Source organism: Streptomyces milbemycinicus, assembly GCF_002154605.1.
Taxonomy (GTDB): Bacteria; Actinomycetota; Actinomycetes; order Streptomycetales; family Streptomycetaceae; genus Streptomyces; species Streptomyces milbemycinicus.
Genome location: NZ_MUNE01000148.1, coordinates 48,713 through 73,496 on the forward strand (window position 1 = coordinate 48,713; position 24,784 = coordinate 73,496).

A 24,784-nucleotide genomic window follows, 5' to 3' on the forward strand; every position below is an offset into this window, starting at 1 on the left:
CGATCATGCCCAAATTCGGGCCATCGCAAAGCACCAGGTCAGCCGTTATACGGCAGTAATGACACCCTTCAACTCGGTGGGCTGCTCAACGAGTACCACGCCATGCCGCCCCGGCTGCCTCATCATCCACAGGAAATGCCCGGCTCAGCAGCCCGATCGTGAATATTGACAACTTTCAAGGGCAGTCGCAGCAGCACCGGACGAGATTTCTGGCACGTACACCCTACAGGTCGAGCTCCAGCACGGGGGAGGCGGACCGGCTCACGCAGATCATCATCGTGGTGGCGGTGGGACGTTCGGACGGGTCGATCACCGTGTCACGGTGGTCGGGGATCCCGGCCGTGACCGATGTTTCGCAGCTGCCGCAGTAGCCCTCTTCACAGGAATAGGGCACGTCCGGCAGCTTCTCGCGGACGACGTCCAGCACGGAACGGTCGGCGGGCACGGTCGTCCGCACCCCCGAACGGCGCAGCACCACCTCGAACTCACCCCTCTGCGAGCCGGATCGCTCCGGGAGCCCGGAATCGGCGGGGGCGAAGCGTTCCAGGCGAGGCGTCCGCACTGGGTCCGCGGCCCGGCACAAGGCCGTCACCGCGTCGAGCATCGGTTGCGGGCCGCACGCGTAGACGGCGTGAGCGGGCGGGGATGCGGCGAGTTCGGCGGCCAGGTCCGGCAGACCCGCCTCGTCCTGCGGTACGAGTAGCACCCGGTCCCCGCCCAGCGCCACCAACTCCTCGGTGTACGCCAGACGGGACCGATCGCGGGCGCCCAGGACCAGCCGCCAGGGCAAGCCGCGGGTGGTGAGCTCGCGTGCCATCGGCAGCAGCGGGGTGATGCCGATGCCGCCGGCCAGCAGCAGATAGCCCTCCGCGGGCACGAGCGGGAACCGGTTGACCGGCCCCCGGACCTTCAGCTCCCGGCCCACCAGGGCGGTGTCGTGTATCTCCCGTGACCCGCCGCGCCCGTCGGGCACCCGATGGACCGCGACCGTCCACGACTCGGTGTCCGCGACGTCCCCGCACAGCGAGTAGGCCCGGCGCAGCCCTGAGGGCAGGGTCAGTTCCACGTGTGCTCCGGGTTCCCACGACGGCAGGGTGCCGCCGGCCGGCCGGATCAGCCGCAGTTCCACCACGTCGTGGGCGACCCAGCGGGCCTGTTTCACCAGGAGACGTTCGGTGGTCGGTGAGGTCATGGGGACTCCGTCGGCGCGAAAGGTGTCAGAAGACACGGAAGTACTCCCGTTGCTCCCAGTCGGTGACCTCCTGGTCGAAGCGGCTGATCTCGGCGCGCTTGATGCTCGTGTAGTAGGACACGAAGTCCTTGCCGAGGCGGCTCGCGAGCGCCTGGTCCGCCTCCAGTGCGTCGAGGGCCTCGCCCAGCGAACGGGGCAGCGGTTCGGCCCGGGTGGCGTACGGCTCGTCGGCTGCGGGGCCGGGGTGGATGTCGCCCGCCACACCGTCCAGTCCGGCGGCGAGTTGGGAGGCGAGGTAGAGGTAGGGGTTGGCGGCGGGCTCTCCGATCCGGTTCTCCAACCGCACCGACGCCGGCCCGTCACCGAGCACGCGCACCATCGCCCCGCGGTTGTCGCACCCCCACACCGCGCGGTCGGGGGCCAGCGACAGCGAGCGGAAGCGCTTGAAGCCGTTGAGGGTGGGCGTGGAGAACGCGCTCGTGGCCCGCGCGTGCCGCAGCAGTCCGCCGAGGAAGGCGGTGCCGTACGCAGACAGCGGCGGGCCGGCCGCGGCGCGGCTCCCGTCCTCGGGGGCGAAGACACCGACGCCGTCCCGCAACACGCTCTGGTGCAGATGCCAGCCGCTGGAGAACACCCCGGGCAGATGGGGGCGGCACATGAAGGTGGCGTGGTGGCCGTGGCGGGCGGCGACCTGCTTGACGGCGCCGCGCAGCAGCACCATCGCGTCGGCTGTGCCCAGCCCGTCGGCCGGCTGGAGGGTCAGCTCCAACTGGCTCGGGCCGAACTCCACCTCCAGGCTGCGCAGCGGCAGTTCCAGGCCCTCGAGGTGCGAGCGCAGGAGGTCGAGCATGGGGTCCAGCTCGTCGTACCGCAACTCGCTGAGGTACTGGTAGCCGTGGTTGAGCATGCCGACCTCGGGCGCGGCGCCGGGCTGTCCCAGATCACCGGGGCCCAGCCGGGGGTCGTCCAGCCGGAAGAGGTGGAACTCCACCTCCAGGCCGGTGCGGTACGTCATCCCGTCGGCCTGGGCCAGCACCGAGCGCAGTAGCCCTCGTGTGCAGAGCGGGACCGGCGCTCCGGAGGTGAAGCGCAGGTCACACAGGAGCCAGCCCGTTCCCGGCGACCAGGGCAGCATCCGGAAGGTCAACGGGTCGGGCACCATGACCATGTCGGCGGCGCCGCGCAGTTCGGGCAGCCCGAGCGGCGTCTCCTTGGTGAACAGGGGGAAGACGGTCCGCCCGGAGGTGTCCTTGGCGAGCAAGGACGAGGCGATGCCGGTGCCGTCGCGCAGCACGTTGGGCAGTTCGGCCACGGTGACGGTCTTGCCGCGCAGCAGACCGTGCTGGTCGGCGAAGACCAGGCGCACCACCGTCATTCCACCGGCCGCAGCGCGCTCGCGTATCTCGCCCGCCGCGGCGGTCTGTTCGGCGCTCCACAGGGCGTGGTGTTCGATGAATCCCACGTCGCTCAGCCGTCCGTTTCCAGGGGCTGCGCCCAACTGCTGTCGGCGCGTTGCTTGGCGGTGACGGCGGCCCAGTACTCATGCCAGCCCTCGGTGGGGCCGATGCCGTCGAGGGTGGCCGGGCCCTTGATCCGGGCGGCTTCCTCGGGGGACAGCACCAGGGGCGGGTCGTCGCCGCGTTCGACGGCGGATATGGCCTCGCCGAGCATCCGCCGGTACATCACGATGGCCTTGTCGGAACGGCCCAGGTGTTCGCGGGTGCGGTCCTGGACGGCTCCCTGGCCCTCCACCGCCCACTGGTCGTGCACGTTGATGTCGGTGCCGAGGCCGGTGTACGTGCTCGTCAGCTGTTCCGCCGGGTCGTAGCCGTAGTTGTTCGAACGGCCGTAGCGCGGGCGGTAGTCGGGCAGGGTGACCGCGCCGACCCGCTGCCGGCGCATCTCCTGCCGGTCCACCGGGCCGCCGATGCTGGTGAACAGCGCGTACCAGTAGCAGGACGTGTCGTCGATGGGCACGTGCCACTGGGTGATGGCAGTCTCCGCGTCGAGCGGGATGTGGAAGGCGTGGGGGAAGACCTGGTGGGTGATGCGGACGTGGGTGCGGCTGCCGTCCATCGGCCGGCTCTCGGTGTCGGTGCCGTCGAGGGTGCGCAGGGCGGTGATGCGGATGCCGTACGGGGTGCGGACGGCGTCGATGTCGGGCCGCCCGTACTCGCGCAGGATCTTCGTCATCGGCAGTTCGGTGCCCTGGGAGGCGGCGCGGAACTGCTTGCCGTAGCCGTCCTGGGGATCGTCGTCCTGGAAGAAGCGGTGGAGGTAGGAGGCGTGGGCGGGGTCGATGCCGACTTCCAGGGCCTGGAGCCAGTTGCACTCCAGCAGGCCCTTCCATGCGAACGCGCGGTCGGCGGGCGCCCGGAAACAGTCGAGGGCGGGCAGCTCCGGCGGCTCGCCGGGGCCGAGGTAGCCCCAGATGATGCCGTTCCGCTCGCGCACCGGGTAGCTGCCCAGCGTGACCCGGGACGCGAGCGTGCTGCCTACGGGCTCGGCGGGTGTGTCCAGGCAGGAGCCGTCGCGGCCGAAGAGCCAGCCGTGGAAGCAGCAGCGCAGTCCGCCGTCCTCCAGACGGCCGAGCGACAGGTCGGCACCGCGGTGCGGGCAGCCGCGGTCGACCAGGCCGAGCCGGCCGCCGTCGTCGCGGAACAGCACCAGGTCCTGGCCCATCACCTTGGGAGCCACCAGGGGCCGTATGCCGTCGAGCTCCTCGCTGAGGGCGATGGGCTGCCAGTAGCGGCGCATCCATTCCCCGGCCGGGGTGCCAGGTCCGGTTCGGGTGAGCCGTTTGTTTTCTTCCTCGCGCATCGGACGCCTTTCTGTCCTATTCGGGCCCGTGTGAGAGACGGGCGTGTAACAGCTCGGGGTGTGCAAAGGCCGAGCGGCCCGCGCGGCAGGCATGCCGCCATCGCGGCGTCCGCCGTCAGCATCAGACGGTTTGGGCGGCCGGACCGTCCAGCACCAGCAGCGGAGGCAGGTGCCACGCGTACGTCGTGACCGTCCAGGCCAGGGCGCCCGACACCGCTTCCGGAAGGCGAGAGCGGGCCCGGCGCGGGGGAGGCGCGGACCGCCCGGCCCCCTCGGTCGCGTGGACGGCGTACGCCAGCAGACCCGGCCCCACCCCCGCGAGCAGCTCGAACCGGGCCATCGCCCACAGATGGGCGTCGAAGCCGTCGGCGGGGTGCGCCCAGCGCAGCGGTACGGCCAGCGCCAGCGCACCGGCCGTCGCGGCGAGCAGGGACCGCCACGTCATACGGCGCCGCTCCGGTCGCAGGGCCACCCGGAGGGCGGGCCAGCTCACCGCGAGGGTGAACGCCGACACGGCGGTGACCAGGCCCGGGGCGGCGTCGGCGGCGTGCGTGTGCGGAGCGTGTACCGGCCCGGTGCCGCCCGCCGTCGCGGCCGCGGTGAGCGTCGCGGCCACCGCCACCAGCCCCGCCGCTGTCGGCCAGAGCGGCCGCGGCAGGGCCCGGCTCATTCGCAGCAGTGGTCCGGCGCCCCGGACCCGTGGCCGGCCGCCGCGGGCCGCGGCGCATGGCAGGAGACGGGTGGGGGCACGTCGAGGGCCGGGTTGCGGTCGAAGAACCCGTCGGGCTCCAGCCGCAGCCGCGCCCTGGCCACCGGCATCACCGGCCACTCCTCGGGGCGCGGGAAGTGGTGCGAGCCGACGGTGGCCCACAGCACCAGGTCCGTGCCGTCCAGCGAGCGGTCCTCCTCCTGCCACTTGTGCACGCCGTCCGCACCCGGCTCGGCCTGGTTGGGGTACTCACCGGCGACGAACCGTCGGTCCGGGTCGTAGGCGGTCGCCCACAGCTGCCGGCCCACGAACGGAGCGCGGCGGGCGCACACACTGTCCTCCCGCACCGGCAGGACCGCGGTGTTCTCCAGGTGCACCCGGTACGCCGTCGGTTCGCCCATCCGGTTGCGGGCCTCGGCGCTCTCCACCCGCCAGTGCAGCGCACGCGACGGATCGGTGCGCCGGGCTCCCTCCGCCTCGCTGAGGATGGGGCGCAGCACGGTCCGGGCGGCGTTGCCGTACGGGTCCAGCTCCGGGTCGGTCTCGTGCTCGGCGGTGACCTCGACCAGCCGGTTGCGGGGGCCGTCCACGGCCATGTCGAGGCGGACGCTGAAGAAGTGCTGGTGGTTGGTGACCGCGACGTTCGGGGCGACCCGCCGGGCGTAGGGGGTCTCTTCGCTCTCCGCCACGCCGGTGGCGGAGAGGATGCCGGTCATCTTGATCTCCAGCATCACCGAGCCGTCCTGGTACAGCGACCAGTAGAAGCCGTAGTCGTAATTGGCCACCGTGGCGAACGCGGAGATGATCAGACGGCGGGACCGGCGCACCTCCGTGCGGCCGCTGCGGCCGTCGTGGTGCTTCCACAGGATGCCATCGTCCTCCTCATGCAGGCAGACGGCGTTGGGAATGACCCGGGGGACGCCGTCGCCGCCGAGCACCGCGGCGTCGAAGTAGTGGATGACGCCCAGGCAGTCGCAGCCCAGGGCCAGGGAGTTGGTGAGCGGGCCCGCGCCGTACTCGCCCCAGTCGAAGAAGTTCTTGCGGTATTGAGTGGAGGCGGTGTCGAAGTAGGGGACGTACATCTCGTTGACGGCCGCGCGCCGGATCACCTGCCGCGGGCCCTTGCCACCCGCGTCGAAGGTCAGGTCGTGCAGCACCAGGCCCTCGCGGTGGGTGAAGCCGACCCGCACCGACCAACCCTGCCAGTCGATCCGCTGACCGGTGACGGTGAAACTGGGGCCTTCGGGCTGGACCACCTCCAGGGGCCGCAGACCCGGCCGGGGCGGCACCACTCCGGTGGAGAACACCCCGGACTCCTGCGACAGCGGAACCACGCCGTGGTCCTCGATGTGCAGGATCTCCATGGACTCCATGTCGATGATCGGCACCACGCCCTGCACGGGGCGCGCGTAGCCGTTGTCGTCCTCGGAGGTGCGGTGCCACACGCTGCCCCATGTCAGCCGGCGGCCCTTGTACTCGGGCGGTTCGAAGCCGCCGATCGACTCCGGGTCCACCATCACCAGCGACACGTCGTGGATGCCGCGCAGCGCCAGCGCCCGCTGGAAGCGCGGGTCCGCCCGGCAAGCGGCAGCGGCCTGCCGCGCCTCCTCGGAGGAGCAGCCCGGACTGCGCACATCCAGCTCCCGCCAGGCGGTGCTCCGCGGCGTGTCGCCGAGTTCGAGGCCGACCTCGTACGCGAGGTGCGCGGAGGGGCAGATCACGACCGCGCGGGCCCTCCGGGTGTCGCCGGGGGCGGCACGGCGGGCGTGGTCCTCGTCCAGTGTCACGCCCCAGAAGCGCGCGTCCTCGGTGACCCGGGCGTCGCCCCGCAGGACCTTGGCGGCGGTGGCCAGTTCGGCCGCGGTGAGGGGGTCCAGCGGATGCGGTGCGTCCGCCGGTACGGGCTCGGGGGCGAGGGTGCTCATCGGGGGTTTCCTTCCAAAAATCCGGCGAGGTCTGCCGCGGCGCCGCCGTGGGGCGGGCCGTGGAACACGGTGGCGCCGTCGGCGCGTGGATCGGAGGCGCCGTCCAGCCGGCCGTCGGCGGCCAGCCGCACAACCTGGGTGTGACCGGCCAGGTCGGTGCGGCCGGGAGCGACAACGACCGGTACGTTCGACGGGAAGCCGGGCGTGGCGGCGGGGACGGACCCGGGCTCGGCCAGCAGGGTCTGCGTTGCGTGGCCGATGTCGCGGGCGCCGACCACCCAGCGTGGCCGGTCCAGCACGGCGGCCGGGTCGGCGGCCGGGTCCATCAGATCCGGCACCGTCTGGGCGAGGATCTGCGGCTGGGCCCGGCCGCCCTGGCAGCCGGCCGCCAGCAGCAAGTCGGCGGACCGGCCGAGCACGGGGCACAGGGTGTGCGGGGGCCGCAGCCCGGGGCCGATGAGGGCCGGGTGGCCAGGCAGCAGACTGAAAGCCGAGCCGCGGTTGTGCAGCACGATGCCGGTGTCCGGCTCGCAGATGCCGGAGCCGAAGGTCTGGTAGACGCTCTGGATCAGAGAGACCGCCAGCCCCGAGGAGTCCACGGCGGTGACCGCGACCGTGTCCCCGGCGGGCCGGAACGGCGGCTTCGGCGGCCGCGCACCGGCGAGCGGCGCCGGCCGCAGCAGTCCGTCCAAGCCCACCTCCGTGCCGCGTGGATCGCCCAGCAGCCGGTCACGGGCCGCCGAAGCGTCCTGGCAGCGGGCCGCCAGGAGGCCGGTCCGCCATGGCTCGGGGAGTGTCGCGGCCGCGTCGGCGGCCTCCAGGACGGCCAGCAGGCTCGCGCCCTGACTCGGTGGCGGCGCGGTCCACCAGCGGGTGCCGAACACGTCCAGCGTCAGTGCCTCGACGCTCTCCGTGCGGTGGGCCGCGAGGTCGCTCGCGGTCAGTGGGCTGCCGGCCCGGCGCAGCCCGTCCGCCAGTGCCTCGGCAACCGCCCCCCGGTAGAAGGACGACGGATCGTCCGCCAGCGCACGCAGTACGGCGGCCAGCCGCGGCTGCGGCAGTGGGTCGCCCTCGTCGAGCGGCGCCCCGCCGGGCCCGGTCAGCAGCGCGCTGAGCCCGGGATCCGCGGCGATCCGCGCGGACTGTTCGCGCACGGCGCGCGCCAGCCCCGCCGATACGGTGGCACCCTCCTCCGCCAGCGCGGCGGCGTCCCGCAGGGTGGCGGCCAAGGTCCCCGGTGTGCCATGGGCTTCGGCGAGCTCGGCCCAGCCGGCCACCGCGCCGGGTACGGTCACGGTCTGCGGCCCCTGCGCGGGCATCCGCCGGTCCGCGGCGCGCAGCGTGTCGACATCGACGTCGTGTGCGGCCGCGCCGGCCGACAGCACCGCGCGCACCGTGCCGTCGGGGGAGTGGACGAGTGCGATCAGGTCGCCGCCGAGAGAGCATTGGTGGGGATAGACGACGGTGAGGACGACCGCCGCCGCCAGTGCGGCGTCCACCGCGTTGCCGCCCCGCTCCGCCGCCCGCCGGGCGGCCGTCAGCGCCGCCGGATGCGGCGCGGCCAGGATCAGCCGGGAGGCGGCGGTCACGCCTCGTCCCGCGGCAGGAGCACGGTGCGCGAGGGGGCGGCCTCGGCGCCCTGCAACGGCACCGGGAGGGAGAGCATGTCGTACACCCCGGCCGGCGTATGCAGCAGGTCGACCACCTCCAGGATCAACACGTCTGCGGCGCACAGCAGTTGGTGGGTCGGCCAGTCGGTGGTGTGGGCGACGGCCTCGATGCTCAGGTAATCGATGCCCGCGGTGCGCACCCCGGCTTCGATGAGGCGTTCCGCGCCGTCCGGGGCCAGTCCGACCCACTGCCGGGCCTTCCACGGGCTGCGCAGTACGCCCTCCGAGTTGCTGGTGCGCAGCAGCACGCGCTCTTCGGAGCCGAGGCCGGCCGCGTCGAGGTCGGCGGCGGTGATCTGCTCCTTCACATGCGTCAGGTCCAGCACCCGCGCGGCGCCGTTGAGAGCGGACAAATCGAGCCGGTCGACCGTCTTTCCGCCGTCGATGAAGTGGGCGGGAGCGTCGATGTGCGTGCCGGTGTGGGTACCAATGCGCCAGCGGCTCACATTGGAGGCGTCGCCGGCGGTGCGGGACTCGACGATCTCCACCTCGGGGCGGCGGCCCCAGTGCAGCATTCCGGGGTGGATCGGCACCGACACGTCGATGGCCTTGTCGAAATCCAGATTCATGCACTTACCCCTTATTGGATTCGAATATGATGGAAGTGGATCCAAAAGACCGACCACGAGAAGGGCTTGACCGACTCCGATGACGCCCCAGACTGATGAGGGCCCCCTCGTCGACGACATCGCGGCCCGCATTCGCGCGCGGATCATGAACGGCGAGCTGGCGATCGGCAAACCGTTGCGCCAAGCGGCGCTGGCCGCCGAGTTCGGGGTCAGCCGCACACCGGTGCGCGAGGCGCTGCGCCAGTTGCAGAGCGGCGGGCTGATCGAGGTGCAGCCCAACCGCGGCGCGGTGGTCCGGGTGCCCACGCCCTGGGAGGTGCGCCAGGCCTACGAGGTGCGCGCCGAGCTGGAGGGGCTGGCCGCCCGGCGTGCCGCCTCGCGTATCACGGGGCGTCAGCTCACCGCACTGCGGGAGCACAACGCCGTCCTGCGCGAGGCCGCGGAGCGGGCCGCCGGTGAGGAGGCGGCCGCCGGCAGCCCCGCGACCACGGCGGCCAACGACTGCTTCCACACCGTCGTCTGCGAGGCGGCCGACAACCCTTGGCTGAGCCGGATGATCGACCGGATCAACGAGAGCTTCCCGCGCAATGTCTCCTCGCTCGCCCTCGCCGGTGACGAGCGCCACCGGCAGCTGAACATCCGGCAGCACGAGCTCATCGTCGAAGCGCTGACCGCCCGGGACGCGGACCGTGCCCAAGAGGTCATGCGCGACCACGTCATCAGCTCCGGCGAGCTTCTGACCGCCTGGTACGAGCGCCGCTCCCAGACCGTCTTCCACGGCTGAGACGGTCCCGGACCATCCGGACCATCCGGGCCGCCCGATGGCGCCCCTCACCCGGCACCACCGGGAAGCAGCCGAGCCGGGGACAGGAAGTCCAGGTCCGGGCGGGCGGTCCCGCACACGAGATCGGCCAGTGCCTCGCCGATCGCCGGGCCGAACTTGAAACCGTGTCCCGAGCACGCCGACGCCACCAGCGCCCGCTCCACTCCCGGTACCTCGCCGACCACGAAACGCCGGTCGGCCGTCATGGTGTAGAGGCAGGTCAGGCTCTCGGTCACCGGGCCGGCACCGGGCAGCACCTGGGCCACCGCCTCGGCGAGCAGGGCCAGTTCCGCCGCGGTCGCCGCGGGGCGGGGCGCGTCCGGATCCCAGGCCGGGCCGCTGTCCAGCCCCACTTTGAGGCCGCGGCCACCGGTCGCGGGGAACCCGTACAGCAGCCCTTGCGGCAGATCCACGGAGAAGCTGCCCAGACCGGACGGGCCCAGCGGTCCCGCCAGGTCGGCGGCGAAGTAGGCGTTGACGATGCGGGTGACCGTCAGCCGCGCCGCCAGCGAGGGGACCTGGGCCGCCGTCCAGGGACCGGTGCACAGCACCAGGTGCCGGGTGCGCAGTACGCCGTCGGCGGTGCGCACCACGACCTGGTCGCCGTCCGGCTCCCAGCCGATGACCGGGGTACGGTCCGCCACGGCCGCACCCGACCGTTCGGCCAGCGTCAGCTGGGCCCGCAAGGTCTCCTCCGCGTCGATGATCCCGGCCCGCGGGTCGTGTACGGCGCCGAATCCGGCGGGCAGCCGGAGCCCCGGGAAGATCCGCGCCGCCTCCTCGGGGCCGACCTGTCGGCAGCCGGGGCCGCGCAGCGGATCCGGCCGGTCCATCGGCGCCGCGTACAGACCGCCGGTGATGTCGACCAGACGGGTCTTCGCGGCGTCCTCCAGCTCCTCCCAGGCCCGGTAGGCGGTGTCCACCAGACCGTCCCAGTCGGGATGGGGATAGGCGCGCCGGATCATCCGGGTCGCACCGTGCGAGGACCCGAGGTCATGGCCCAGGGCGTACTGTTCCAGGCCCAGGACATCGAGTCCGCGCGCGGCCAGCCGGCGCAGGGCGGCACTGCCGTGCACGCCGAGGCCGACCACGATCGCGTCACGGCACCGGGTGCCACGGCGTGCCGTGACGGGTGCGGGTGCGGGGACAGCGGCGCTGGACCGACGTGCGGGCTCCCGCGGCGGTGTGGGCGTGCCGTGCAGGCTGACGATCTCCCGCACCGCCTCGACCAGGGCGTCCAGGTCGGCCCTGTCGTTGTAGACGTGCACCGAGGCCCGCACCACCTTGGTCAGGCCCCGGGGATCCATGTCCCAGCGGCCGTGCCCCGCCGGCACCGCGATCAGATGGATCCGGCGGCGGGCGAGTTCTCGCTGTACCGCGCCGGCGTCCAGTCCGTCGACCACGAAGGTGACAATCGCGCCGCCCGCGGCCGGCGGGTCGGTGACGCGCACGCCCGGCAGTTCGGCGAGGTGTTCCCGCAGTGTGGTGGCGAGCGTCGCCAGATGCCGGGAGACGGTGTCCACGCCCAGGGCGGTCAGGTCCGCCAGAGCGGCACCCAGACCGAGGCGAAGGGCGTGTGCGGCCTCCCACAGCTCGAACCGCTTGGCGTCCGGCACCAGTTCCCAGCTCCGCTCGGCGGTCCAATGGGCACCCCGGACGTCGGGTGCCTCGGGGGCCAGCCGGTCCAGGAGGGGGCGGCGGACCGCGAGCAGCCCGGTGCCGCGCGGCGCGCGCAGGAACTTGCGGCCGGTCCCGATGAGCAGGTCGCAGCCGATGGCGCCGATGTCGACCGGGAGCTGGCCGAGCGACTGTGTCGCGTCCAACAGGAAGGGAACCCCGTGCGCCTGGGCCAACGCGCCGATATCGGCGGCGGGTTCGACCAGACCCGAGGAGGTCGGCACATGCGCCGCGGTGACCAGGGCGGCGGGACCGGTGCGCAGCGCCGTCTCCAGTGCCTCCAGTGCCACCGCCCCGTCGGGGCCGTTGGGCAGCAGCTCGACCCGGACACCGTGGTCGCGTTCGGCCGACAGCAGGTGCAGGGCGCTGCTGACGTAACTGGAGCGAGTGGCCAGCACACGGTCGCCGGGGCGCAGCCGCAGCGCCGACACGGCGCGATGCCAGCCGGCCGTCGCGCTCTCGACGAGGGCGACTTCCTCCGGCCGGGCGCCGAGGAGCTCAGCGGTACGTGCGTAGACGGCATCCAGCGCGGGGGCGGCGTCCTTGGCGGCTTCGTAGCCGCCGGACAGGCTTTCGGCGCGCAAGTGGCCGATGACCGTCTCCACGGTGACGGAGGCGGGCAGGGCCGCACCGGCGGCGTTGAAGTGGTGGCCGGTGGCGGAGCCCGGCGTGCGGGCGCGCTCAGCCGCGACCTCCAGCGCGCGGGCGGAGAAGATGGCGGGTGGCGGTGCCGGGTGCGAGGCGGTGGTCCCGGTCGTGGTGGGGGCGCTCACAGGGCGATCGTGACGCTCTTGAGCTCGGTGAACCCGTCGACGGCGGCGTCGCCGAGGTCCCTGCCGAGGCCGGACTGCTTCATCCCGCCGAAGGCCACGGCGGGGTCGAACTCGTTGTAGGTGTTGACCCACACGGTGCCGGCCTCCAGCGCCGCGACCGTGCGGTGGGCGCGTGCCAGACTGCCGGTCCACACACCGGCGGCAAGTCCGTAGTCGCTGTCGTTGGCCAGGGCGATCGCTTCATCCTCCGTGTCGAACGGGATGACCGTGGCGACCGGGCCGAAGATCTCCTCCCTGGCGATCCGCATGCCGGGGCTGACGCCGGTGAACACCGTCGGCCGCACGAACCAGCCCGGTCCGGGCAGCGGTTCGCCACCCGCGGCCACCTTGGCGCCCTCGGCCCGGCCCAGGCCGAGGTAGCCGCTGACGCGGTCGTACTGCTCCTGGGACACCAGAGGACCGATGTTGATGCCGCCCGCCAGCCCGGGGCCGATCCGCAGTGCCTCCACCGCCGGCAGCAGCCGATCGAGCAGCTCCTTGACGACCGGCCTCTCCACCAGCAGCCTGCTTCCGGCGGTGCACATCTGTCCGGAGTGCCCGAACACCGCACGCACGGCGGCCGGGGCCGCGGCGTCCAGATCGGCGTCCGCGAAGACGATGTTGGGCGACTTGCCGCCCAGTTCGAGGGTGAGCCGCTTGACCGACGGCGCCGCCGCGGCCATGATCAGCCGCCCCACCTCGGTGGACCCGGTGAAGGACACCTTGGCGACGTCGGGATGGGCGACCAGTTCCGCACCCGTACGCCCGTCACCGGTCACCACGTTGACCACGCCCTCGGGCACGCCCGCCTCCAGGCAGAGCGCGGCCAGCCGCAGCGCGGTGAGCGGGGTCTGCTCGGCCGGCTTGACCACGACCGTGCAGCCGGCGGCCAGAGCGGGGGCGATCTTCCACGCCGCGATCATGAAGGGGAAGTTCCACGGCAGTACGGCGGCGACCACGCCGACCGGCTCGCGCACGCTGTAGACATGCCGGTCGGCGCCGGATGCGTGCACAGTGCCCGACAGCCGGGTCGGGGCGCCCGCGAAGTGGCGGATGGCCTGCAGGCCGAGGTCCACATCGCCGCGCGCCCGCTCGATGGCCTTGCCGTTGTCCAGCGTGTCCAGCACCGCCAGCTCCTCGGCGTCGCGTGCCACCAGCTCGGCGAGGCGCAACAGCACGTCGCGGCGGAGGCGGGGCGGCAGTCCGCGCCATCGCCGGTCACGGTGCGCGTCGGCGGCGGCCGCCACCGCGGCGGACACCTCCTCGGGACCGGCCTGGGCGATGGTGGTGAGCTGCTCCTGGGTGGCGGGGTCGAGCACCGGGATCCGCTCCCGCGCGGTGCCCGTGGTCCACTCCCCGCCGATGAGCATGGGCTCGCAGTCCGGCAGCCGGGGGAGCACGATGCTGGGGTCCAAGGTGTTCTCCTTCTGGGTCGGGCCGCCGCCCCGCGGTCCGTTGTCCTGGGTTCCCGATCCCGGCGTCACGCGTGTCGTCCGGGGCGGTGGGTTGGATCGGGCCAGGGCTCGCGGACCGCGGCGGAGACCGCCCGGGCGGTGGTCAGGACGCAGCGGTCGAACTCCGCCGCGCCATGGGTCGGGTCCGCGTCGGTGACGTCCCTGCCCCACACCCCCGTCTCGCTGACCTGGTCCATGCGGTAGTCCCAGAAGGAGTCGAGGTCGACATGGGAGGTGGCCAGTTCCATCCGGACCAGCTCCGGCGCCAGATGCAGCATGACGGAGGTCTCGAAGTAGTTGGCGTGCATCAGCGCCCGGCCGTAGGTGACATGTCCGTCGACCTCGGGTCCCGGGTACATCGTCACGTATCCCAATGCCCGCACCCGGGCATCACGATGGCGGACCCTCAGCTTCTCGGCCGACACATCGAGCGCGCCGTTGTTCCAGATGTGCCCGTTGAGCTGGATGAACTGCCGTATCCCGGAGGCGTACAACGAGTCGATGACATCCTCGACGACGGCGATCATGGTCTCCGGCCGCAGCGCCACCGTCCCGGCGAAGTCGCCGTGGGACGCGGACACTCCGAAGCTCAGGGGCGGCAGGACGGGCACACCGGTCAGGGCGGAGACCCCCAGGGCGACGGCCTCGCAGATCCGGGTGTCCACCGCGAGCGGGAGATGGGGACCGTGCTGCTCGGTGGCGCCGACGGGGATGATGACGGCGTTCTGGCCCGCGGCGGTGGACTTCGCGTCCGGCCAGGTCAGCTCCTCCCACAGCACCGGCGAACCGGTCCCGCCCAACCGCGCGGCGAGTTCCGGGACGTCCAGGCCGGTGGGTACGGTCCGTCCGGACGGCCCGGTGATGAAGACGGACATGTCTCCTCCCTTCTCGGGGCCGGTGGCGCTCACCACCGGCGTCGGCTCTTCTCGGGCAGCAGGTCCAGGGCGCGCAGGGGGACGGGCTCGTCCCCGTCGACCGTGGTGACCCACACGGTGGCGTCCGGGCAGTAGTCGCTGATCAGTTCGCGGCACACCCCGCACGGGGCGATGATCCGGAATCGGCCCGCCGGTTTGATCTGCACCGAGACCACCGACACGATGCTCAGCGGCGCCTCGGCGGGCAGGGCGCCCCGGGCGGTTCCCATGGCCACTCCCTCGGCGCAGATCGAACTGCGCCGGCAGGAACCCTCCACATGGATGCCGGTGTGGACGCGGCCGTCCGCGGTACGCAGCGCCGTCGCCACCTCGTGGCGGTCCGGCTGCCAGACCCGGGCCAGCAAGGCCTGGGCCGCGGTGAGAAGTTCGGCGTCGCCCGTGCTCATCGACGGCGGGACGGGCACGGGGCTGACGTCCGCCGCGCTCATGACGTCAGGCCCAGCAGCCGGGCCATGTTGCCGCCCTCGACCAGCGCCCGGTCCTTCTCGTCCTCGACCGCCTTTGCGATCTTCATGCGTTCCAGGTCGAAGTCCGAGCCGGGCCACTCGCTGCCCATCAGGATCTTTTCGGGCCCCAACCGCGTGTAGGCGCGCTTCACGTCGCTCAGCAATGTCGCCGATGTCTCCAGGTACACATGCGGCTGGCGTTCGGCCACGATGATCGCCTCCGGCACGTTCCACACCGCCCCCATGTGCGCGATGATCGTCGGCACCCGCGGATGGTCGCGGGCGATCTCCTCGATGGCCAGCGGCGCGCAGAACGCGTCGTCGAGAGCGTTGATCAGGACCAGCAGACCGCGTCGGGCGCACGCTTCGAACACCGGGTCCAGCAGTCCGTGGTCGGCGACGTGGTAGCCGTGCAGACTGGGGTGCAGCTTCAGACCCACCAGGCCCGCGTCGGCCATCCGGTCGATCTCGTCGATCGCGTCGTCGGCCTGCGGCAGCACCTGCCCGAAACCGAAGAAACGGTCCGGGTGCGCGGCCACCAGGGAGCTGATGAAATCGTTCTCGATGCGCTGCGCGAGCGAGCACACCATCGCCATGTCCACCCCGGCGGCGTCCATCCTGTCGAGGATGCGCCGGGGCTCGAAGGGCGTGTACGGCGGCGGAGCCTGACCCTTGCGTGCTCCGGTCAGATAGTCCGACCGGCCGCGGACGTCCTGAGTGGTGTTGTACGCGTCGATGATCAATACGTTCGTCCTTACTCGCTGGACACCAGGGGGAGATGGCAGCGCACCCTGCGCCCCGGTGAGATCTCGTGCAGGTCGGGCCTGGTGGTGCGGCACTGGTCCATGGCGGTGGGGCACCGGGTACGGAACAGACAGCCCTCGGGGGGATTCGCGGGGTCGGGCAACTCGCCTTCCAGGACCTGCTGTTCGCGGGGTTCCCCGGCCCGCAGCACGGGCACGGAGGACAGCAGCGCGCTGCTGTAGGGGTGCGCGGGACCGGAGAAGAAGTCGTCGCGGGTGGCGATCTCGATGATCTGACCCAGATACATGACGGCGATCCGGTCGGCGATGTGCCGTACGACTCCCAGGTCGTGTGAGATGAACAGCATCGTCAGACCCCGGTCGCGGACGAGGTCCGACAGCAGGTTCAGCACCTGGGCCTGGATCGACACGTCCAGCGCCGACACGGCCTCATCCGCCACCACGAACCGCGGCGACGAGGCGAGCGCCCGCGCGATGCCGATGCGCTGGCGCTGACCGCCGGAGAACTCATGCGGTCTGCGCCCGCCCGCCTCCGCGCCGAGCCCGACCAGGTCGAGAAGGTCGGCCACCGCCTCCGCGGCCTCGGCGCGGGTGGCGCCGCGCGCCCGCAGCAGCGGTTCGGCGACGATGTCGGCGATCCTGCGCCGTGGATTGAGCGAGCCGAACGGATCCTGGAAGACCATCTGCAGCTCGGCCCGCATCCGGCGCAGCTGCTGTCCGCGCAGCCGGGTGAGGTCGGAACCAAGGAACTCGATCCGGCCCGAGGCCGGCTCGATCACCCGCAGCAGGGCCCGGCCGAGCGTGGACTTGCCGCACCCCGACTCCCCGACCAGACCGAGGGTCTCGCCCTGGAGGATGTCGAGGTCGATGTCTCGCAGTGCCTGGACCCGGCCGCCTGCCCGTCCCGGGTACTCCACCCGCAGCCCGCGGACCTCGATGAGCGCGGCGGTCATGCGTTGCCTCCCTGGGAGCGGGCCGTGGCACGTGCGGGGCCGGGCAGCACACAGGCGTCGAGGTGCCCGTCGTGGCCGTACCGCTGCCGGAGCGCGGGGCGCTCGGCGCACGCGGCGTGGGCGAAGGGACACCGGGGCGCGAAGGCGCAGCCGGGCGGGCGGCCCACCCCGGTCAGCGGGGTGCCGGAGATGGTGGGCAGCCGCCGTAGGACCGGACCGTCGATCGGCGGCACCGAGCCGAGCAGCCCCATCGTGTACGGGTGCTGGGGGCGGAACAGCACCTCCTCCCGCAGGCCCTGCTCCACGATCCGCCCCGCGTACATGACGGCCACCCGGTCGGCGACCTCGGCTACGACCCCCAGATCATGGGTGATCAGCAGCACGGAGGTGCCGTGGTCGCGCTGGATCCGCTTGAGGACCGCGAGGACCTGGGCCTGGATGGTGACGTCCAGCGCAGTGGTGGGCTCGTCCGCGATCAGCAGGGCCGGGTCGTTGGCCAGGCCCATGGCGATCATCACGCGCTGGCGCATCCCGCCGGACAGCTGGTGCGGGTAGGCACGCGCCGCGCGGTCCGGGCCGGCGATGCCGACCTCGGAGAGCAGTTCCACGGCACGGCTCATCGCCTGCTCGCGCTCCACGTCGCGGTGGGCGCGGATCATCTCGGAGACCTGGGCGCCAGCCCGGTGCAGCGGGTTGAGCGCGGCCAGCGCGTCCTGGAAGACGACCGCGATGTCCTTGCCCCGGACGCCGCGCAGTTCCCGTTCGGACGCGGTGACGAGGTCGCGGCCGCCGAAGGACACTTCGCCGCTGATGTGGGTGCGCGGGCCGCGGTTCAGCCCGACCAGGCTCATCGACAGGGCGGACTTGCCGGACCCCGACTCGCCGACCAGTGCCAGGACTTCGCCTTTCCGCAGCGTCAGATCCACCCCGTCCACGGCCGGCAGGCGGCCCGCCGGAACGTCGAACCGCACGCGCAGATCGCGGATCTCCAGCACGGGGGCGGGCGTGGATGTCATGAGGCGGCGCTCACGGCCAGCGCCGCCGCGTGGATCATGTCGGCGACGCGACGCGGCCACACGAGCGTCGTGTAGTGGCTGCCCGGCACGTGTTCGACGGTCGCCTTCATACGTGTCGCCATGTCCTGCTGGGCCTGCGGGCGCAGCGTGCGGTCGTCGTCGGCGACCAGGTACCAGCTGGGCAGACGGCGCCAGGCGGGGATACCGGTCGGCTGGGTGAAGATGAGGTTTTCCGACTTCCGCCCCTCGGTCTCGACGATGGCGCGTTGGTCGGCGGAGAGGTCGGGCCCGATCTCGTCCCAGAACTCCGGACTCGGCTCCGACTTCCATTCGCCATTCGGTCCGCGCCGCATGTACTTGGAGATCTCGGCCGGTTCGTACCGCTCGACGATCTCGTTGACGGTCTCGCCCTCATCGGGGCCGAACGCGGCGATGTACACGAGGCCCCTGACCCGCGGATGGCGGCCGACATTGCTGATGACCGCGCCGCCGTAGGAGTGCCCGGCCAGTAGCACCGGGCCCGTCGTCTCCGCCACGGCGGCCGCGCTGTGGGCGACGTCGTCCTCCAGCGAGGTCAGCGGGTTGGTGACGATGAACACCCGGTGGCCGAGGGCGGTCAGCAGGGGCTCCACCGCCGCCCAGGTCGTCGGCCGTCCGCCGGCACCGTGGACCAGCACGATGTCCATGCGGGTCATCCTTTCCGTATGCGCGGGTCGAGGACCGTGTAGAGCAGGTCCACCGCGTGGTTGACCAGGGTGAACAAAAGGGCTATAGCGAGGGCGGCTCCCTGGACGACGGGGTAGTCCCGCTGGAGGACGCCCTGCACCAGCAGGTGGCCGACGCCGGCGTACGAGAAGACCGTCTCGGTGATGACCGAGCCGCCCAGCAGGGACCCGAACTGGAGCCCGAGGACGGTCACGATGGGCAGCCAGGCGTTGCGCAGCACATGGCGGCGGATCACCACGCTCTCGCTCAGGCCCTTCATACGGGCGGTCCTGACGAAGTCGTCACCGAGGACCTCCAGCACCGAGGCGCGGACGATGCGGGTGATGAACCCGGCCATCGAGAGAGCCAAGGTGACCGAGGGCAGGATCAGGTGCTCGATCCAGGGCCACACCAGCTCGGGGCGGTTCTGAAGGATCGCGTCGAGCAGCACGAAGTTGGTCGTCGGGTGGTAGTTCAGCGAGCTGGGCAGCCGGCCCAGGACCGGCAGCCAGCGCAGCCACACGCCGAACACGATGATGCCGAGCACGCCGAGCGCGAACCAGGGGAGCGAGAAGCTCACCGTGGCCACACCCCGGATCACGGTGTCGGTCCAACGGCCCTTGCGCAGCGCGGCGACGACACCGCTTGAGACACCGAGCAGGACCGCGACGGTCATCGCCGCGAGCGTCAGCTCGATGGTGGCGGGGAGGGCGTCGGCGAGCAGCCCCAGGACGCTGTTGGACCCGTAGAACGAGCTGCCCAGGCGCAGATGCACCAGATCGTCGAGGAAGGTGCCGTACTGGGTGAGCAGCGGCTGGTCCAGCCCGAGTGCCCTGCTGACGCGCTCTTCGTTGGCGGATACCTCGGCCGCGGACAGGCTGTTGCCGCCTGCCGCGAGCGAGGTCGCCGGTGAGCCGGGCAGCAGGCGTATCGCCAGGAACACCAGGCTGGCCAGCGCGAACAGCACGATGGGGATGACCGCCAGCCGCCGTAGGACCAGCAGGACCGTGCGGGTGGCCCACTTCGGCCGGTGTGTGCGCAGCGGGCGGGACACGCGAGCGGCACCGGAGGAGGCACTCACGCGGTCCCCCGGGGGTCGAGCGCGTCGCGCAGGTCGTCGCCCACGAAGTTGCACGCGACGACGAACAGCAGGGTGAGCGTCGCGGGCAGGACGACCAGCCGGGGCGCGGAGAAGAGGAACTCCTGTCCGGCCTGGACCATGTACCCCCAGTCGGGTTGCGGCGGCTGGATCCCCAGGCCGAGATAGGACAGGCCGGCGGCGAAGCCGGCCGCGATCGAGAGTGTCATGACGATCTGGGCGAGCATCGGTCCGGCGATGTTCGGCAGCAGTTCCCGCACAAGGATGCGCGGGGTGCGGGTGCCGCCGAGCCGGCAGGCCACGATGTAGTCGCGGGCGGCCTCGCGCGCCGTCAGCGCGCGGGCCAGCCGGGCCAGACCGGGCGCGAGGGAGATGCCGATGCCGAAGATCAGGCTGCTGGTGCCGGCCCCGGCCGCCGCCACCAACAGGATGACGAGCAGGATGGAGGGGAAGGCGAGGGCGAGGTCGACGAGGCGCATCAGGATCTGCTCGACGACGCCGCCGGCGTATCCGGCGACGAGTCCGATCCCGGTGCCGACGGCGGCGGCCAGCGCGGTCGCCGCGAACGACACCAGCAGCAGCGGGCCGGCCCCGTGCACGAGCCGGGCCAGCTCGTCGCGGCCCAGGTCGTCCGTGCCGAGCGGGTGGCCCGCGGAGCCGGGGGGCAACAGCGCCGACGGGGTCTGACGCAGCGGGTCGGCCTGGACCAGGAGCGGGCCGACGGCCGCCACGAGGATCACGGCGATCAGAACGAGCCAGGACAGCGCCGCCGGCCAGGACCGCGCCACCCGGCGATGGCGCAGCAACGCGAGAGCAGAACGCCGTTCGGTCGAGGGTGAGGGCGAGGAGGAGGATGGGGAGGGGGACGCGGGCGGCCGGGCGGCCGCTACGGGTGGTGTGCCGGTGGCCGTGGCATCCGCCGCGGCCGTGGTGTCAGACACGGGCCTTCTCCATGTAGCAGCGGTGGTTGGCCAGCGCACTGGTGTTCATGTTCTTCACCTGCGAGCCGCTGACGACCAGGTTGCTGAAGCAGGCCAGCATCGACAGCACCATGTACTCCTCCGCCCAGCGGCGCTGGATCTTGGTGTAGGCGGCGGTGCGCCGCCCCCCGTCGGGGAGGTTCTTGGCCTCGACCAGGTCTTTCGCGAGCGTGTCGACGCCGTCTAGGCCGCTCATGCCGGAGAGCGCGGAGCCGTAGATGCCCGCGGGGTTGGCCATGGCGCCGACCATGTCGTCGGCGTCCGGGATGTAGGTGTTGCGTTCCCAGATCATCAGGTCGTGGTACTCGTCGTTCTTGTCGAGGAGACGACTGAAGTACGTGGCCGGGTCCACCGAGGTGGTGGACACCTTGAACCCGACGTCGGTGAGGTTCTGGGCGATGATCTGGGCGGCCTTCGGGTGCCAGGAGTCGCTGGCCGCCATGATGCGGACGCGGCGGCCTTGGGCGCGGGCCTCGGCGATGAGTTTCCTCGCCTCAGTGGTGTTCTGGGTGCTCAGGTCGGCCAGGCTGGTGTCGTAGGAGCTCTGGGCGGGCGGGATGGCGTATCCCTTGGGTTCGCTGCCGATGCCGAAGAACGCCTGGGCGAGGATGGCCTTGCGGTCGATGGCCAGGTTGATGGCCTTGCGTACTTTGAGTTCGGGGATGCGCCGAGCGTCGATCATCATGATGGCGTTGGCGCTGTACGGGGTCTTGTAGACCTTGACCGAGTCGTCCTTGCGCAGCCGGGCGACCGCGGAGTACGGGGTGAACTGAGTGGCTGAGATGTCGCCGCTGAGCAGTGAACTGACGATGGTCGACGGGTCCTGCACCTGGCGCAGCACCAGCCGGTCGACGGGAGGTCTGCCGAGCCGGAAGCCGTCGAAGGCCTCAAGGGTGATGGACTGGCCGGAGGTGGCGGAGGAGAACTTGAAGGGGCCGGTGCCGACGAGGTGCTTGCCGATGTCGGCACCGTACTTCTTGAGCGCCGCCTTGGAGATGATGCGACCGCCGATGTCGGACAGCTTGCCGAGGACGGTTCGGTCCGGCTCCTTGAGGACCATCTTGACGGTGAGGTCGTCCTCGGCGGTCAGCGAGGCGACGTTCGAGCCGAGGCGCGCGAGTGGCCGGGTGGCGCCCTTGGGGAGGGTTTTGTCGTCGGGGTCGAACTGCCGGTTGAGGCTGGCCAGGACGTCGGCGGAGGTCAAGGTGGTGCCGTCGTGGAAGGTGACGCCGTCCCGCAGGGTGAAGGTGTAGGTGAGCTGGTCATCGGAGATCTTCCAGCTCTTGGCCAGGTCGGGGGTGGGTTCGTTGGTCTCGAAGGAGATGAAGGTCAGACCGCGGCAGACACAGTCGACGGCCATCCAGTCGCCCAGCGAGGTGTAGAAGGCCGGGTCGACGACGGCGCTGGTGGCGTCGATGGCGAGGGTCAGAGTGCCGCCTTTGCCACTTCCCCCGGCGTCGTCAGCCGCCACACCACAGGCGCTCAGCAAGGCGGGGAGCCCGAAACCGACTCCCACTCCGAGGAGCCCCGCGCCCCGGAGCATGGTGCGGCGCGACACCGCCGACGCGGCAGAGCCGGGCGAGGGCGATCCGTGTGGCTGGTCCGGCATGTGGGCCTCCTTGGGCACCGATCCGAAGAATGGATCTAATGTGCGCTGACTTGGATCCAATTATTCGGTGAGTGGAGTCCTCCTTGTCTCCAGAACGTTAAAGGCGTGTGAAGCGGGCCTGTGAGGACGTTCGCAGCCGTGGCCAGACCACAGGGTCATGGCCGGGAATGAGCTCGTAGCCGCGCTCGGCCGCGATGCTCTTGAGTTGGCGGATCGGCTCCACGGTCTGCGCCGGATCGACCCCGATGGAGGCGCCGATGGGAAGCTCGCGCTCGATGTTCTCGGTGAGATCGGCGGCGTCGAAGGCGAACACGAAGCCGCCGCCGTCCGCGAGGTCCACCACGAAGCTCTGGTGTCCCGGCGTATGCCCGGCGGTGAGCACGGCTGTCACTCCGGGGGCGATCTCCACGTCGCCGTCGGCCTGTCGCCAGTCGATGCGGGGGTCGTCGAAGTCGACCCGGAAGATCGAGTTGCGCTCGACCTCCGGCTGCCCCGAGAGACCGTAGGCCAGCTCCGCGCGTTGCACATGCACCGGCACACGGCCCGCGAAGTGCTTCAATCCGCCCGCATGGTCAGCGTGCAGATGGCTGACCGCCACCGCGTGGATCGAGTCCATCGCGACTCCGGCCGCATCGAGGGCCTCCTCCAGCGGCTCGCCAGGGCCCGGCAGGATGGGCTGGTAGGCGGGGGAGCCGTAGAAGCGACGCCGCAGTGCCGGGTCCCGGATCAGCGCCGTGTTGAAGCCGGTGTCGAGCAGCAGCCAGCCGCCGTCGCACTCCAGGAGAACGGCGGGTACCGGTTCGCGCAGCCGTTCCTCGTACGGGGCGCCATGCACCGAAACCGACTTGGGGAGTTCCTCCCAGCCGAGCAGCAGTGGCACGATCCGCCGCACGCCGCGCCGCGTCACGGCCGGTTCCCGTGGGGGTGCGGGTGCATCGGCACGGGCTGGTCTCCGGCGGCGAGGGCGGCGAGGTAGGACCGCCAGCCGCCGAACGGCGTGATGTCCTTCGCGTTCTCGAGTCCGGACGGCTCACACAGGAAGCCGGGCACATGTGTGCCGTCGGCGAGCTCGACGCTGCCGATCGCCATGGGGCGGGGGAGCGTCGCGACCAGCGTGCCGAGTCCTTCCGGCGGCAGCTCCCATACCTCGGCCTCGATGGCCGCGCCGCCGTCCGCGACCCGTACCAGGCCCGGCTTGGCGGGCTCGGTGGTGAGGGCGTACAGCCGGTAGTGGGGTGCGGTGACGGTCGTGTGGTCGTGGCGGGCGCCCAGCGCGAGGAGCTGGGGGTTCAGTGGCTGCCCGGTCAGATGGGCTCCGATGACCGCGACGCGGGTGGGCGGGGTGAGCCGGGCCGCGATCCGGGCCAGCCGCTCGTCGGTGTGGGCCGGGCCGATCAGCATCACACCGAAGGGGAGTCCGCCGACGGTGCCGGCCGGGACGGCGACCGCGGCCAGGCCGAAGAGGTTGGTGGAGTTGGTGAACCGGCCGAGGCGGGCGTTGCTGCCGAGGGGATCGGCGGCGACCTCGGCGAGGGTGGGATGGCCGGGAGCGGTGGGCAGGAGCACGGCGTCCGCGTCACCGAGGGCGGCCAGCGCCTGGGCACGCAGCGCGGCGAGCTTCTCCTGGTCGGCGAAGAGGCGGTGGGCGGGGATGGCGCGGGCGCCGCGGATGATGCCGGCCACGGTGGGGTCGAGGTCGGGGGTGTCCTTCTCGATGAACTCGCCGACGGCGGTGTAGCGCTCGGCGACGAACGCGCCCTCGTACAGCATCGCGGCCGCCTCGGTGAACGGCGCCAGGTCGAGGGGCTGGAGGCGGGCTCCGGCGGCTTCCAGGCGGGCGGCGGCCGCCTCGTACGCCTCCGCCCAGCCGGGGTCCAGCTCGCCCAGCTGGTCGGTGGAGGGGACGGCGACCCGCCAGGGGCCGGGGGCGCGCTCGGGGAGGCGCGAGGGCCCCGTGCTCATGTACGACAGCGCCTGCTCGGCCTCGGGGAGGGTGCGGGCGAAGACGGTGACGCAGTCCAGGCTCGCACAGGCGGGGACGGTGCCCTCGGTGGGCACCAGGCCGTAGGTCGGCTTCAGCCCGTATACGCCGTTGAAGGCGGCCGGGACACGGCCGGATCCGGCGGTGTCGGTGCCCAGGGCGAGGTCCACGAGGCCGAGCGACACGGCGACGGCGGAGCCGGAGCTGGATCCACCGCTGATCCGGGCGGGGTCGACGGCGTTCCGTACGGCGCCGAAGGGGGAACGCGTGCCGACCAGGCCGGTCGCGAACTGATCGAGATTCGTGGTGCCGAGGACGAGCGCGCCGGCGGCCCGGAGGCGGGCGACGACGGGGGCGTCGGCGGTGGGTTCGTACGCGTACGAGGGGTAGCCGGCGGTCGTCGGCAACCCCGCCACGTCGATGTTGCCTTTGACGGCGAGCAGCCGTCCGGCCAGCGGCAGGTGCTCCCCGGCGGCCACGCGGGCGTCGATGGCCCCGGCCTCGGCCTCGACCTCCGCCCGGGGGCGGAGGTCGATCCAGATTTCGGGGCGGTCCACCTGGGCGATCCGGGCGTAGGCGGCGCGGACGCGCCGGAGGGCAGAGGGCGGCATGTGATGCTCCTTGGGGACACGGAGGGACACGGAG

The 24,784-nt window shown here is 72.0% G+C and carries 21 protein-coding genes; 1 reads left to right on the forward strand and 20 read right to left on the reverse strand.

Annotated elements, in window-relative coordinates:
• Positions 1-223: 223 nt before the first annotated feature.
• The 7 genes from CCN51_RS13790 to CCN51_RS13820 all read right to left on the reverse strand — a co-directional run bounded on the left by CCN51_RS13790 (position 224) and on the right by CCN51_RS13820 (position 8,885).
• A complete protein-coding gene (locus CCN51_RS13790) occupies positions 224-1,192 on the reverse strand; it encodes a PDR/VanB family oxidoreductase (RefSeq protein WP_014174018.1) in 969 nt (322 codons plus the stop codon).
• A gap of 25 nt (positions 1,193-1,217) precedes the next feature.
• The gene (locus CCN51_RS13795) at positions 1,218-2,654 is read right to left on the reverse strand and encodes a glutamine synthetase family protein (protein ID WP_014174019.1); all 1,437 of its coding nucleotides are present in this window, start codon (positions 2,652-2,654) and stop codon (positions 1,218-1,220) included.
• Between the two features lie 5 nt (positions 2,655-2,659).
• Positions 2,660-4,012: an aromatic ring-hydroxylating dioxygenase subunit alpha gene (locus CCN51_RS13800; RefSeq protein WP_014174020.1), complete on the reverse strand. Its 1,353-nt coding sequence runs from the start codon at positions 4,010-4,012 to the stop codon at positions 2,660-2,662.
• A 121-nt stretch (positions 4,013-4,133) separates the two neighbouring features.
• Positions 4,134-4,682: a hypothetical protein gene (locus CCN51_RS13805; RefSeq protein ID WP_014174021.1), complete on the reverse strand. Its 549-nt coding sequence runs from the start codon at positions 4,680-4,682 to the stop codon at positions 4,134-4,136.
• Positions 4,679-6,646, reverse strand: coding sequence for a primary-amine oxidase (locus CCN51_RS13810; protein WP_043489115.1), 1,968 nt, complete (start codon positions 6,644-6,646; stop codon positions 4,679-4,681). Before CCN51_RS13810 ends, CCN51_RS13805 begins: the two co-directional genes overlap by 4 nt.
• Complete coding sequence (locus tag CCN51_RS13815) at positions 6,643-8,235, reverse strand: gamma-glutamyltransferase (RefSeq protein ID WP_170061304.1); 1,593 nt, start codon at positions 8,233-8,235, stop codon at positions 6,643-6,645. The genes CCN51_RS13810 and CCN51_RS13815 overlap by 4 nt, the downstream gene beginning before the upstream one ends.
• On the reverse strand, positions 8,232-8,885 hold the full coding sequence (locus CCN51_RS13820) for a cyclase family protein (RefSeq protein WP_014174023.1): 654 nt from the start codon (positions 8,883-8,885) through the stop codon (positions 8,232-8,234). The genes CCN51_RS13815 and CCN51_RS13820 overlap by 4 nt, the downstream gene beginning before the upstream one ends.
• 79 nt (positions 8,886-8,964) lie before the next feature.
• Here CCN51_RS13820 and CCN51_RS13825 point away from each other — a divergent pair, with 79 nt between their 5' ends.
• Positions 8,965-9,669: a GntR family transcriptional regulator gene (locus CCN51_RS13825; protein ID WP_014174024.1), complete on the forward strand. Its 705-nt coding sequence runs from the start codon at positions 8,965-8,967 to the stop codon at positions 9,667-9,669.
• 47 nt (positions 9,670-9,716) lie between these two features.
• Here the strand turns inward: CCN51_RS13825 and solA are convergent, their stop codons facing one another.
• The 13 genes from solA to atzF form a co-directional block, all read right to left on the reverse strand.
• On the reverse strand, positions 9,717-12,158 hold the full coding sequence (gene solA, locus CCN51_RS13830; RefSeq protein WP_014174025.1) for an N-methyl-L-tryptophan oxidase: 2,442 nt from the start codon (positions 12,156-12,158) through the stop codon (positions 9,717-9,719).
• A complete protein-coding gene (locus CCN51_RS13835) occupies positions 12,155-13,612 on the reverse strand; it encodes an aldehyde dehydrogenase family protein (protein WP_245881613.1) in 1,458 nt (485 codons plus the stop codon). The genes solA and CCN51_RS13835 overlap by 4 nt, the downstream gene beginning before the upstream one ends.
• A gap of 65 nt (positions 13,613-13,677) precedes the next feature.
• Entirely contained in the window at positions 13,678-14,526 is an 849-nt protein-coding gene (locus CCN51_RS13840; protein WP_055413862.1) for a creatininase family protein, read from the reverse strand.
• A gap of 29 nt (positions 14,527-14,555) precedes the next feature.
• Complete coding sequence (locus CCN51_RS13845) at positions 14,556-15,014, reverse strand: cytidine/deoxycytidylate deaminase family protein (RefSeq protein WP_014174028.1); 459 nt, start codon at positions 15,012-15,014, stop codon at positions 14,556-14,558.
• Positions 15,011-15,775: an amidohydrolase family protein gene (locus CCN51_RS13850; RefSeq protein WP_014174029.1), complete on the reverse strand. Its 765-nt coding sequence runs from the start codon at positions 15,773-15,775 to the stop codon at positions 15,011-15,013. The genes CCN51_RS13845 and CCN51_RS13850 overlap by 4 nt, the downstream gene beginning before the upstream one ends.
• A gap of 11 nt (positions 15,776-15,786) precedes the next feature.
• Positions 15,787-16,749, reverse strand: coding sequence for an ABC transporter ATP-binding protein (locus CCN51_RS13855; RefSeq protein WP_014174030.1), 963 nt, complete (start codon positions 16,747-16,749; stop codon positions 15,787-15,789).
• Complete coding sequence (locus CCN51_RS13860) at positions 16,746-17,765, reverse strand: ABC transporter ATP-binding protein (RefSeq protein ID WP_043486226.1); 1,020 nt, start codon at positions 17,763-17,765, stop codon at positions 16,746-16,748. Before CCN51_RS13860 ends, CCN51_RS13855 begins: the two co-directional genes overlap by 4 nt.
• Positions 17,762-18,451: an alpha/beta hydrolase gene (locus CCN51_RS13865; RefSeq protein WP_014174032.1), complete on the reverse strand. Its 690-nt coding sequence runs from the start codon at positions 18,449-18,451 to the stop codon at positions 17,762-17,764. Before CCN51_RS13865 ends, CCN51_RS13860 begins: the two co-directional genes overlap by 4 nt.
• A 5-nt stretch (positions 18,452-18,456) precedes the next feature.
• Positions 18,457-19,524: an ABC transporter permease gene (locus CCN51_RS13870; RefSeq protein ID WP_014174033.1), complete on the reverse strand. Its 1,068-nt coding sequence runs from the start codon at positions 19,522-19,524 to the stop codon at positions 18,457-18,459.
• A gap of 23 nt (positions 19,525-19,547) precedes the next feature.
• On the reverse strand, positions 19,548-20,510 hold the full coding sequence (locus CCN51_RS13875; protein ID WP_238545298.1) for an ABC transporter permease: 963 nt from the start codon (positions 20,508-20,510) through the stop codon (positions 19,548-19,550).
• Positions 20,503-22,158, reverse strand: a complete 1,656-nt coding sequence (locus tag CCN51_RS13880) for an ABC transporter substrate-binding protein (protein ID WP_014174035.1) — start codon at positions 22,156-22,158, stop codon at positions 20,503-20,505. The genes CCN51_RS13875 and CCN51_RS13880 overlap by 8 nt, the downstream gene beginning before the upstream one ends.
• 97 nt (positions 22,159-22,255) lie before the next feature.
• On the reverse strand, positions 22,256-23,065 hold the full coding sequence (locus CCN51_RS13885; protein ID WP_014174036.1) for an N-acyl homoserine lactonase family protein: 810 nt from the start codon (positions 23,063-23,065) through the stop codon (positions 22,256-22,258).
• Complete coding sequence (gene atzF, locus CCN51_RS13890) at positions 23,062-24,750, reverse strand: allophanate hydrolase (RefSeq protein WP_014174037.1); 1,689 nt, start codon at positions 24,748-24,750, stop codon at positions 23,062-23,064. The genes CCN51_RS13885 and atzF overlap by 4 nt, the downstream gene beginning before the upstream one ends.
• Positions 24,751-24,784 lie beyond the last annotated feature (34 nt).